Here is a 12,497-nt window from a genome sequence, read left to right as displayed (position 1 = left end):
TCAAAGTCCTACGGGAAAAGCTTGAGCTGAAAGCCCCGCAGGAACGTTTTAAGGGACAAAGCCTAAGTTCGCCACGTCCTGTGGCAACGGCTTCGGGGTCAACATCGTGTCGACCCGAGGAGATTGAAGCCAAGCCCGTGGAAAGCGCCGTCTGGAGTGGAACAAAAACTTCTGAATATTAACGTTCATATTGATTAGAAATGTTCGTGTTTTTCATCTGGATTTTGCATTATGAAATTGATTCAATTGATTTTTAATTTTTTGGACTTTTGGATGATTTATAAATTGGAAATTTTTGGAATGTTAAGTGATATATAAATCATGAAAAGGAGATGTTGTATTTGATAAAGGGAATATACGAAGCACATTTACCAGTGAAAAATTTAGATACTTCACTTGATTTTTACCAAAAGTTAGGCCTTAAAATTGCTTGGAGAGATGAGAAAATCGCTTTTTTGTGGATAGATGAAGGGCGAAGTTGGTTGGGTTTATGGGAAGGGGAAGAGTATAAAATTCCATATCATGTTGCTTTACGCCATATTGCATTTGAAGTTTCATACGAAGATTTAAAAAATTCTTTATTTTGGTTAGATACTATTCAAGTCGAGGCTGTACCTAAAGGGAACAGGGAATCTGTGGAACCTTTTGTTCGACCATATCAAGGCAATGGCTCAGTCTATTTCAAAGATCCCGATGGAAATAGTTTAGAGTTAATATGTTATGTGGAAGTCCCTGATCATTTAAAACATATTACGGATAAGCTATCTTTTGAAGAATGGGAAGAACTAATTTCAAAATAAATGATGATGATTAGGTACTATATAAAATAAGAAAAGGGAGTTTAATGAATAGATATTTTTAAACTTTTTTATCCTGCTTTAACGGACAGTAAGACCCCCATCTCAAGATATAGAGAGAAAAGAAAAAGATAGATGGGGGTCTTACTGCCGCATGCGCCCGATTGGTTCGGGCCAACAAGATGTTGGTCACTCAGGTGTTGCCACAGGATGCGGCGCTTTTAGCCTGAGTTCTTCTAGTGGGGGATGAAGAAAACCCCACTGATGGAGTTTCACTTTATCCATCTAATTCTTTAAAATTATAAAAATCATTCAGTCATACACATGGAATAACATTAATTCATGTATCATCTTTTTTACATCATCTTCATCAGGTGGAGTTTGATCGACCCATTTGACCGTTCCGTCCTGTTCGTAAATCGCTTCATAGTGCTTTTGTTTATAAAAGAAGTTGACCGACCAACTGGGTAATTGCTGGTGTTTAAACAGTGGTTTGAAGCTGAAATGTTGAATCATCTGATATTCCCCCTTGTACATAATTTTATCTGCAATACCAGGCGTGTTGATTAGGAAGCAAATGCACAATATTTTTAAGGATATAATTGGATAATCAACACGCCTGCTGAAATACTTATTTCAAGACGTAAGGAAACTATTATAGTGTGCCCAATCCCCCGTAAAAAGTTTTTTACACTAAAAAATCAAGATGAATATCAAGAAGTGGCTACTCATTTCATAAAAAGGAGTGGTTTGCTATAATAAAACTTAGAACTGTATTATTACAGTATACTATAAGAAGATAGTAAATACGTTGGAATACTTGGCGTTGGGGAGTCAAAATGTGAATTAAATCGATTACGATAATTGGTTTCTTAGGGGCAATTAGTGTCATATAAGGGCTATTCGTTAACATATTTTTAGTAAATGGCTTGTGGTTCCACTGACTTTAGGAAGCACGCTTAAACTTATAGAAAGTAGGGAAATGAATTGATTAATATTTACAATGAAATTAATGCATTGGAAGGTGCATTTCGTAAAACCAATGAATATTTAGCTTTACAACAAGCAATTGAAACAGTAAAAGCGGATGAAGATGCAGCGAAACTATTTAAAAATTTTCGCGATGTCCAATTAAAATTACAGCAAAAACAGGTACAAGGCCAACAAATTGAAGAAGATGAGTTGCAATATGCACAAAAAGCTGCACAATTAGCGCAACAAAATGATAAAATCGCCAAGTTGCTTCAAGCAGAAATGGCTTTAAGCGGATTAATCGAAGAAGTTAACCGAGTGATTGTAAAACCAGTCGAAGCATTATATAAAGAGTTAGAGGATTAGAAGAGCCAGCTATAGCTGAAGAACCCTCAAGTTATTTGCAAGGCCACTGAAAATTGATAACATCGCCATTTTTATTGATAAAAGTCATCTTTTCTTTCGTTTTATAAACTAAAGAGGCTACTTTTTATCATAGTTTGGAGATGAATTGATTTTTTAGTGCCTTTGTTATTTGCTTGGGGGTGTTTTTGTATGAGGCTGTCGTTCAGATTCTCCTTTTTAATAGAAAGTCCGTCTCTTTATCATCATCTTGGAATGTTCTGCCTTATGTAATTTATTCGATAAAGCGATTTAATTTGTTCGTCCAACAGATTTTTCGTGATTTTCATTATAATTTGCTACAATAGATTCGATATTGAGTGGATGCTTCATTAGCGCATGAACAGGTTTGTAAGCTTTCATATCAAGATTCCAGCGAAAATAGAGGAATCAACTACTGTAAAAGTCCAATTAGTTTTGGCTCGGGCCAACAAGATGTTGATTACTCAGGTGTTGCCACAGGACGTGGCGCTTTTCACTTCCGTTCCTCTAGTTCAGTGGCGGATGAAGAAAATCGCCACTGGGTGAAGGTTTACTTTATCCCGCTTTAACGAGCAGTAAGACCCCCATCTCGAGATTAGAGAGAAATGAGAAAGATGGGGTGGGGGATGAAAAAAACCCCCACTGATGGAGTTTCACTTTATTTTGATGAGAGTTTATGCAACTATAGAGTTTTTTAGAGAGAAGTGATTTTGACTGATGAAAATTTTAAAAATAGATCAAGCATATCCCCAAGATTTTATGAGAGTATTTCATCATATCGCTAATTTGTTTTTTGAAGATACAAAATTAGCGAAAAAAGATATGGTACCAAATTTAGTAGCTCACTTCGAACATCATACAAATAAAGATTATACGGTCTTTGCAGAAGGAACGCTTCAAGCAGAAGGTCAAATTTTTCAAAGTCATTTTGAGCAAACTTATGACTTGGAAGGAACAGAAAGAGAACAACGAATACGTGTGAAACGTGCTCTCTCTCATATTTTGCTAGATACGCTTGAACAATTAACAGGCATTCATCAACAATGGGGGATTCTCACGGGGATTCGTCCAACGAAGCTGTATCACAAATATAGAAAGGCGGGTCTATCGGATGAGGAAATCTATCATAAGCTGGCAACTGAATTTCGCTTATCTGATGATAAAATAAGTTTGTTAAAAAGAATCGTGAAAACGCAGCTTCATACGATTCCCGATTTAGATACAGTCGGAAATGAGGTAAGTATTTATATTGGCATTCCTTTTTGTCCTACAAAATGTGCTTATTGTACATTTCCAGCCTATGCAATCCAAAGTAATCGTAAACAAGGTCGAGTAGCAACTTTTTTAGATGGGCTCCATATTGAAATTGAGAAAATGGGAAAATGGTTGACGGAGCATGACATGAAAATTACATCTGTCTATTTTGGTGGAGGAACACCTACATCGATCGAGGCAGATGAAATGGATGCTTTGTATCAAAAAATGTTTGAATCTTTTCCACATACTGAAGGCATTCGTGAACTAACTGTTGAAGCAGGAAGACCCGATACGGTTACCCCAGAGAAATTAGCTGTTTTAAAAAAATGGGGAATTGATCGGATTAGTGTTAATCCACAATCCTATACAGATGAAACCTTAAAGGCAATTGGACGCCATCATACAGTGCAAGAAACGATTGATAAATTTTGGATGGCACGCAAGGCTGGTATGAATAATATTAATATGGATCTTATTATTGGTCTTCCCAATGAGGGTATCGCTGAATTTGAGCATTCTTTGAATGAAACGGCCAAAATGATGCCGGAATCTTTGACAGTTCATACGCTTTCTTTTAAACGTGCTTCAGAAATGACCCACAACAAGGAAAAATATAAGGTAGCCGATCGAAAAACAGCAGAAGCCATGATGCATCGTGCACATGAATGGACAGCAGAGCACGGCTACAAGCCCTATTATTTGTACAGGCAGAAAAATATCTTAGGTAATTTGGAAAACATTGGTTACTCATTACCTGGGGAAGAAAGCATTTATAATATTGTGATCATGGAAGAGGTTCAAACGATTATTGGATTAGGCTGTGGTGCATCTACAAAATTAGTAGATGCGAAAACAGGAAAAATTTCACAATACCATAATCCAAAGGAACCTGTACAGTACATCATGACATTTGAAGAGGCCATTCAGAAAAAGATCGAAGCGCTTAATGAGTTATATGGTTTCAAAGTGAGTAAATAAATTAACATTCTTGTTTTTGATTTCTTCTTTATCCTTCATTCACAGGCAATGATCTCTCTACTTCTAGGGAGAATTGCCTGTAAAACCTCAATTGGAATACCCAGTAAAAGATAAGATGAAAAAGGCCTTCCTGCTTGAGTTTTCTCTTTATTTATATTTTTAGAAGCTATATGGGTTTTTTACGATTAATCAGGACAAATGTACATAACTTGTTTTTTTATAACATAAGATGAAACAAATATCAGCATCAGACAACATGTGTTTAGAATGCTATAATAATCATAACAATACAGAAGAATTGACATATCTGTAGTTGCTTAAAAATATAGCAATATGTCGATGAAATAGTCGTATTGGAGGTTTCTGTTATGGATGAACAATCATTACAATCACGATTAGTGGATATTCAAAATGGAGAAAGCTCATGGCAGGAGAAAAATGTGCCAGAATTAGTAGAAGCCATGCTTGAACATATTGGCTCGCCTAATCCACAGCTTAGAGATAAATTGATTTATCAAGGATTTGATCATTTAATTCTAAAAGAGGCGCTCATGACAAATGAAACACTCGTCAATTTGCTAACAAGAGCATTAGGGGACGAGTTTTTATTTTATGAAATAGGAGATGTCGGTACTGATCATATTTTTAAACGATCATTCTCAGTGCTCTTAATAGCCCTTATATTAAAAAAGGATTTAGAACATTCATTGATTCCATCAACATTATTAGATCGAATAAGAAATGAATTACTCCTATATTTGGATTTAGAACAGGATGTAAGAGGGTTTGTTCCAGAAAAGGGCTGGGCGCATAGTATAGCCCATACGGCAGATGCTATAGATGAGCTTGTAAAAAATCCTAGATTGAACGCGAAATATTTTCCTGTTATTTTCCAAGGGTTGATAAATAAAGTTTTTACTTTTACAGATGTTTATGTAGCAGGTGAAGACGAACGCTTATTAAAACCTATTATGACAATGCTTGACATTGGCTTACCTGTAGAAACGTTGGATGAATTATTTGAAAAGATTCCTGTATATATCAAAAAGCAAAAAGTTAAACTAGATGAAGAAAGATTTTCTAAGCTTTATGAAAATTGTAGAAATTTCTTGAAGAGTTTTTATTTTTATGCAGGAATTGACGAAAAAAATGCGATTCTCCAACCAAAAATTAGTGATTGTTTACGTCAATTATAGAAGAAAAGAAAGTGAAATCTCTCTCAGCGGAGTTCTTCTTTCCTTATTTATTGTTAGTTGAACCAATCGGGCTTATATAGGTACAGGCAGTCGGTCGGTCCTACGCTTTAATCGCTACTTTTCACTAGTATCTTAAAGTAGGGGCTCTTACCGCTCCATTTGTGCGGGAATAAATAATTGATGGCTTAAAAAGCAGTTGGTTGAGATGAATTTTTAAACTGTATCCCAATCGTTAGATTGTGTCTAACAATTGGGATATAGTTCATTTTAACCCTGCTTTTCATCTGTAGAAATACTTAAAAAACATATAGAAAATGAAAAGAAAATTCCGTTTTTTATAAGTAATTATGCTACCATAAGAATACAGTATTTTATAAGGAGCGAACAACAAGTGACAATTTCAACCGTAATTTTTGATTTAGATGATACTCTATTGTGGGATAAGAAAAGTATTGCCACAGCATTTGCTTTAACATGTCAGAAAGCTGCTTCGATCGTTCATGTAGATGCAAAGCAATTAGAGGAAAAAGTACGTGAAACGGCTCGAGATTTATATAGTACATATTCTACATTTGAATACACAAAACTAATTGGTATCAATCCATTTGAAGGGCTTTGGGGAACATTCGATGATCCTACACCGCAATTTCAGGAACTTAAGAACATTGTTCCTACTTACCGTAAAGATGCATGGACAGGTGGATTAGCAAAGCTTGGAATACATGACGAGAAATTGGGAGCAGAGCTTGGAGAATACTTTGTTCAAGCAAGAAAAGAAAGTCCTTTTGTTTATAAAGAAACATTCGAGGTGCTAGATGCTTTAAAAGGAAAGTATCAACTCGTATTATTGACAAATGGTGCACCAAGTTTACAAAATTTAAAATTGAAAATAACACCAGAAATCGTTCCTTACTTTGATCATATTATCATTTCAGGGGATTTTGGAGAAGGAAAACCAGCTGCATCCATCTTCCAACATGTATTAGAAGTAGCAAAAGTTCATGCGGATGAAGCGATTATGGTAGGAGATAATCTAATGACCGATATTCTCGGTTCTTCTCGTGTTCAAATGCGCTCTGCATGGATCAATCGTGAAAATAAACCACATGTTGAAGGGATAATCCCTACTTATGAAATTCACTCTTTACATGAGCTTGTGCAATTATTAGAAGACATTTAAGTTGAATGTGAAATTTTGAAAAGTAAACTTTCATGAGTGATTGCTTCCGACTTGTATATGAAAAAAAACTTTTGAGGGATCTTGGCCTTTTTAGAAAGTGAAAGGGCGATGATTCTTGCAACAATCAGGGCACCTGCACATAATAGTGAGGGGCTCTGCTTTAGGTTTGACGTAGAAAATATCCTCATGGAGGAAATCCGTATAAAAGTAGTATTAGAAAGCAAAGCTAAAAAGACGTTCACATCGTAGGGAAGGAAATGAAGCTGTGAAAAAGTTTTTGAAAGATCCGATGATGCTCATTGCAGGTATTTTAACAATAATCTTAGTGATTTATCGATTATATTTATAATAAGAGACGTCCATGTCCAATAAAACAAAGAAGTTTTAGCAATGTAACAAATGCAAAGAGCACAGATGCTGATCGAACAGCATTCTGTGCTCTGTTTTTTAGTGAGAAATGTTATATTATAGATTAATCGCTTTTGCTTCAAAGACGCTTTCTTGAGTAGTTAAAAATTCAAGGTTTTCCACTGCGTTATCTACAGAAAGCATCATGATCGCATTTCCACCTTGGTTTGAGCGACCAACTTGCATGGTTGCGATATTGATATCTTTACCGGCAAGAAGTGTACCAACTCGTCCGATTGCACCAGGCTTGTCTGTATGTTTGACAAAGATTAAGTGACCTTCTGGCACAACATCTACCATATAGTCATCCACTTGAACGATTCGAGCTCCAAAACCATTTAGTAATGTGCCCTTCACTTTATGGGTTTCGTTTTTGGTTACAAGTTCAACTGAGATAGAGTTTAAAAAAGCTTTTGCTGTAGTAGATTTATGTTCGTTGATCTTAATTGCATTTCGTTCAGCTAAGTAACGAGCATTTACATTGTTTACATGATTCCCTAAGTTACGAGTAAGCACACCTTTTACAGCATTGTTTGTTAATGGACGAACGTCAAAGCCAGCAAGTTCACCAGAATAATATACATTGATTTCTTCAATGGCTTCATCTGTTAAGTTAGAAACAAATGCACCGATTTTATTGGCAAGTTCAAAGAATGGTTCCACTTTAGCGATCATATCTTTTGAAACAGAAGGCATATTCACTGGATTGCGGACTGTTCCTACTTTAAAGAAGCTTAAGATGTCATTACTTACATCAATGGCAACAGATTCTTGAGCTTCAACCGTTGAAGCTCCAAGGTGAGGAGTAGCAATAACTTGTGGCAAGTCAAGTAGACGGTTCCCTACGAATGGTTCATCTTCCATTACATCAAGTGCCGCGCCTGCCACTTTGCCTGATTCTATAGCATTGTATAAAGCTTCTTCATCAATGATACCGCCGCGAGCACAGTTGATAATGCGAACGCCGTCTTTCATAATGTTGAAAACTTCTTCATTGATCATATGACGAGTAGAGTCTAGGAGTGGTGTGTGAACAGTGATAAAATCAGCTACACGTGCCACATCTTCAACGCTTCCATAGTCAACGCCAGCTTTTTCAGCTTTTTCAGCAGTTAAGAATGGATCATAAGCAATAACGTTCATACGGTTACCTTTTGCACGATGAGCAACTTCTTGACCAATACGACCGAAACCAATAATTCCTAATGTTTTGTTTTTAAGTTCAACACCAACAAATTTTTTACGATCCCAGCGTCCTTCTTTTAATGATAGGTAAGCATGTGGGATATGACGAGCTAAAGACATGATCATCGCTGTTGTATGTTCAGCAGCTGAGTTCGTATTACCGTCTGGTGCATTTACGACAATAATCCCTTTTTCAGTAGCAGCATTTAAATCGATATTGTCGACACCGACACCAGCGCGACCGATCAATTTCAAGTTATCAGCAGCTTCAATAATTTCACGTGTTACTTTTGTTTGTGAACGGACAAGTAATACATCATAATCCTTAATGATTGCTTTTAATTCTTCTGGTTGAAGGCCAGTGTTGATCACAATATTTAAATCTAGTTCTTGTTCTTGGCGAAGAGGGTAAATACCATCTTCGCTTAGTGGATCACTGATTAAAATGTTAATAGCCATCTGTACATTCTCTCCTTATTGTGCAACTTTTTCTGTAGTATTTTGTAAGTAAACTGCTTGAGCTGCGGCAACACCAGCACCAAGTTGAATCTTTTTGCCGACTTTCACAAGTGCGATTTCCATTGCTGCTATATATTGAAGTACATCTGTTGGTGCGCAATAGCCCATATGACCAACACGGAAGATTTTTCCCTTTAAAGTTTGTTGACCACCAGCAATTGATAGGTTAAAGTCAGCTTTCAATACTTTTCGGAATGCTTCTGGATCAAAGTCATCCGGTTTTACAGAAGTAACAGTTGGAGAACCGTCTTCATCTGAAGCAAATAAAGGAAGATCTAATGCTTTAAATGCTGCACGAGTCATATCACGCATTAATTGGTGACGAGCATATATATTATCTAGACCTTCTTTTTCGAAGTTTTCAAGTACTTGTTCTAAACCAAATAATAGTGATAAAGCTGGTGTGAAAGGTGTAGTATCTTTCGCAAGATTGTCACGATATTTTGTAAGGTTTAAATAGAAACCTTTTTGCGGATTAGATTCAATCACTTTCCATGCACGTTGGCTAACTGCGATAAAGTTAAGTCCGGCTGGTAGCATAAATGCTTTTTGAGAACCAGTTACGACTACATCGATGCCCCATTCGTCCATTTTTGTTTCAACACCGGCCATGCAAGATACACCGTCAATAATAACTAATGTTTCGTTATTTACAGCGTGGACAGCTTGTGCTAGTTGACCGACAGGATTTAATACACCTGTTGAAGTTTCACAATAAGTAGAGAAAACAGCTTTGATGTCTGGGTTTGCTTTTACATAGTCAGCAATTTCAGCTGGTTTTAATGAAGTTCCCCATTCTACCTTATATTCTTCCACATTGATATGGTATGCTTCACAAATTTTAGTGAAACGATTACCAAATACTCCTGTAGCAACTACTAACACTTTATCGCCTGGTTTTACTACGTTAACGATTGCAGCTTCAAGTCCTGATGTACCACTACCAGTTAACATCATGACGTCCCCTGTTGTTCCAAAAACTTTTTTCAGTCTAGGTTTAATATTTTGAATCATTTGACTAGTTTCACTACCACGATGGCCAATCATCGGTTTAGCCATTGCTCGTTCAACGCTTGGTGGGATTGGTGTTGGTCCTGGAATGCGTAATAATTGGTAATCTTGTAACATAAAAATTTGCTCCTCTCATTTTTAGAAAATATCTAGCGATTTGAGTTTTTCAGCGCTTATCACAACTGAATAATTCTTTTCGCTTTTAATTAAAAAAGCTTTTCACACCCTTACCGTCGTAAGGGGCGAAAAGCTTGTATGAACAATCGCGGTACCACCCTTGTTTTACTGCCCTCTTATGATGGACAGTCTTTACTATATGCGTAACGTGCATGATCCGGGTAAACCTACTTGTTTGTGTTCAGAATACCTACTCAGAAGTGGAACTTATCGCTGAAATCACTGATTTGCACCAACCATCAGCTCGCTGTGGGATTTTCAGATCGTTAAGCATGTCTTCGTCGTTGTATTTTTCGTCGTATTGAATTTAATCCAATATTAAAGCCATTAACATCGAATGTCAACTATATTTTAAAAATTTCTTAAAATTATTGTTGTATGACATCTATAAACTAGCTTTAACACGAACTTTTTATATGAAATTAATTATAATGTACGTCTTTTTGGAGAGTACAGGTTCATGTCAATGAGCGAAGATAGAAGCATAGACTATGATTATTTCGATATATCAAAATATTTTAGAAATAAATCTATTATACAAAACTATGTTAAAAGCTAAGAATACATAATTTATGGAGATTAAAATTATTTTAATATAATTATATGGTTGTATACCGCAAATAAAATGAGAGCCTTTTATCGTGAAAACGATTAAAAAACTCTCATTACTAAGATTTCATCCAATGGAAATTTACTTCCGTTTCCCAGTAGGTGATAAGTTGGACTAATCGTGCATATATAGGTGGGTTGTATCACATATCTTCCGGATCGTTGCTAGAGTCTAGAAGAGAGGTTTTCTTGTCTATTCATGCAGGATAAATGTTTAAAATTTAAGTTTGCATCATAATTCTTGAAAGTATTTTTACACGTGAAATAAGATCAATTTTCCGCTGGAGTTCACAAGACGATGTGTCTTTTCTGATAAACCTAATTGTTCGATCTTCTTTTCCCCTTGTGATTTTGCAGTTGCTTCATCTGAGAATTCCCATGCCTCATCTTTAATGATCTCTCCAGATTTTTCGAAAGCTGTAAAACGAAACGTTAGCATAATCCTCACCCCTTATAATGAATGTACATTCATTATACAAAAATAGCTTAGTTTTTGTATATAAAAATGTGAGGAGTAAGATTAAAACGCTATAAATAATTGGAAGTTTATGATAAAATAAGAACAAATATTCGTATTCAGAAAAGAGGGATTGAATGTCTTCGATTCGATTTTTCCATACTGCGGACTTGCATCTGGATAGTCCATTTAAGGGGATGTCCGATTTACCGGATAAAGCATTTGAACAATTGCGTAACAGCACGTTTGAAGCTTTTGCGACGTTGATTCAAAAGGCGATTGAAGAAAAACCTGATTTCATCCTGATCGTTGGGGATATTTATGATGGAGAGGATCGCAGTTTAAGGGCACAAAAAATTTTTCAAGATGGTATGAAACAGCTAGGGCAACATAAAATTCCTGTCGTCATCAGTTATGGAAATCATGATCACTTGAAAGGAAAGTGGACCCGATTTTCTTTACCTGAGAATGTATATGTTATGCCTCCAAAAACAACGACATTGGTACTGAATATTCGTGATGTACAAGTGAATATATACGGATTTAGTTATCCAGAGCGACACGTGACACAATCAATGATCGATACATATCCTGTTGCTACAGAGCAGGATGCTGTACATATTGGGATGTTGCATGGCAGTTTGCAAGGAAACACAACGCATGATGTATATGCGCCATTTACAGTTGAAGAATTACTATCGAAAAACTATGATTACTGGGCACTGGGGCATATTCACAAACGCCAGGTTTTACACATCGATCCTCCGATTATCTACCCTGGCAATATCCAAAGTAGACATCGTAAGGAACAAGGAATAAAAGGATTTTATGATGTTACCATGACCCATTTTGCTGCTGATTGTACATTTATCCCCACTTCAACTATTGTTTATGATAATTTGCAGGTAGACTGCAAAAATTTAATTCATGCCAATGAAGTACTAAAGGCATGTGCACAAGTATTAGAAGATTTTCGTAAACAGTTTGGCGCAGGGGTCGTCTGGCTTCATCTAACGAATATTGAAGAACAAAACATGTCACTGTTTGAAGAAACATCCATGTTAGAGTGGCTTGAGGTAATCCGTGAACAAGAGGAAGATAACACGCCATTCATATGGGTTCATTCACTTGAAGCAGATAATCATACAGTTGTTAAGTATGAACCAACATTAGCAACAACATCCGTTTTAGAAGTTTTAGGTGGCTGGGACGAGCAACAGTTGAAAAAAGTAGTGAAAGATTTATATCAACACCCAAAAGGAAGCCGCTATTTAGAAGATTTAACTTCTGAAGATTTAAATAATCTTGTTTTGGAAGCAAAGCAATTATTTATACAAAAAATCAGTATGACAAAAGGATAAGGGGGT

11 protein-coding genes are annotated in these 12,497 nt (G+C 36.1%); 7 read left to right on the top strand and 4 right to left on the bottom strand.

Annotated elements, in window-relative coordinates; all coding sequences use genetic code 11:
* Positions 1-341 precede the first annotated feature (341 nt).
* On the top strand, positions 342-800 hold the full coding sequence (locus FEZ13_RS16600; protein ID WP_146547502.1) for a VOC family protein: 459 nt from the start codon (positions 342-344) through the stop codon (positions 798-800).
* A 309-nt stretch (positions 801-1,109) separates the two neighbouring features.
* Here the strand turns inward: FEZ13_RS16600 and FEZ13_RS16595 are convergent, their stop codons facing one another.
* Positions 1,110-1,313 (bottom strand): YheE family protein, encoded by a 204-nt coding sequence (locus FEZ13_RS16595; RefSeq protein WP_146553597.1) that lies wholly within the window; start codon positions 1,311-1,313, stop codon positions 1,110-1,112.
* Positions 1,314-1,784: 471 nt separating this feature from the next.
* Between FEZ13_RS16595 and FEZ13_RS16590 the strand changes: the two genes are divergently transcribed.
* The 5 genes from FEZ13_RS16590 (at position 1,785) to FEZ13_RS16570 (ending at position 6,764) form a co-directional block, all read left to right on the top strand.
* The gene (locus FEZ13_RS16590) at positions 1,785-2,135 is read left to right on the top strand and encodes a YlbF family regulator (protein WP_146547504.1); all 351 of its coding nucleotides are present in this window, start codon (positions 1,785-1,787) and stop codon (positions 2,133-2,135) included.
* A 356-nt stretch (positions 2,136-2,491) separates the two neighbouring features.
* Positions 2,492-2,722, top strand: a complete 231-nt coding sequence (locus FEZ13_RS16585; protein ID WP_146553596.1) for a hypothetical protein — start codon at positions 2,492-2,494, stop codon at positions 2,720-2,722.
* Positions 2,723-2,870: 148 nt separating this feature from the next.
* Positions 2,871-4,388, top strand: coding sequence for a coproporphyrinogen III oxidase (locus FEZ13_RS16580; RefSeq protein ID WP_146553595.1), 1,518 nt, complete (start codon positions 2,871-2,873; stop codon positions 4,386-4,388).
* 368 nt (positions 4,389-4,756) lie between these two features.
* Complete coding sequence (locus FEZ13_RS16575) at positions 4,757-5,584, top strand: DUF2785 domain-containing protein (protein ID WP_146547507.1); 828 nt, start codon at positions 4,757-4,759, stop codon at positions 5,582-5,584.
* A 391-nt stretch (positions 5,585-5,975) separates the two neighbouring features.
* On the top strand, positions 5,976-6,764 hold the full coding sequence (locus tag FEZ13_RS16570) for an HAD family hydrolase (protein ID WP_146547508.1): 789 nt from the start codon (positions 5,976-5,978) through the stop codon (positions 6,762-6,764).
* Positions 6,765-7,229: 465 nt separating this feature from the next.
* Here FEZ13_RS16570 and serA read toward each other — a convergent pair whose 3' ends face one another.
* The 3 genes from serA to FEZ13_RS16555 form a co-directional block, all read right to left on the bottom strand.
* Positions 7,230-8,816, bottom strand: coding sequence for a phosphoglycerate dehydrogenase (gene serA / locus FEZ13_RS16565; protein ID WP_146547509.1), 1,587 nt, complete (start codon positions 8,814-8,816; stop codon positions 7,230-7,232).
* A 15-nt stretch (positions 8,817-8,831) separates the two neighbouring features.
* Positions 8,832-10,004, bottom strand: a complete 1,173-nt coding sequence (locus FEZ13_RS16560) for a pyridoxal-phosphate-dependent aminotransferase family protein (RefSeq protein ID WP_146553594.1) — start codon at positions 10,002-10,004, stop codon at positions 8,832-8,834.
* 922 nt (positions 10,005-10,926) lie between these two features.
* Complete coding sequence (locus FEZ13_RS16555; protein ID WP_146547511.1) at positions 10,927-11,112, bottom strand: YhzD family protein; 186 nt, start codon at positions 11,110-11,112, stop codon at positions 10,927-10,929.
* A 155-nt stretch (positions 11,113-11,267) separates the two neighbouring features.
* Between FEZ13_RS16555 and FEZ13_RS16550 the strand changes: the two genes are divergently transcribed.
* Positions 11,268-12,491 (top strand): metallophosphoesterase family protein, encoded by a 1,224-nt coding sequence (locus FEZ13_RS16550; RefSeq protein ID WP_146553593.1) that lies wholly within the window; start codon positions 11,268-11,270, stop codon positions 12,489-12,491.
* The last annotated feature ends 6 nt before the right edge of the window (positions 12,492-12,497 follow it).

Origin of the sequence: Rummeliibacillus sp. SL167 (assembly GCF_007896505.1) — a bacterium.
GTDB lineage: Bacteria > Bacillota > Bacilli > Bacillales_A > Planococcaceae > Rummeliibacillus > Rummeliibacillus suwonensis.
This window is presented reverse-complemented; position numbering and strand designations above follow the sequence as displayed.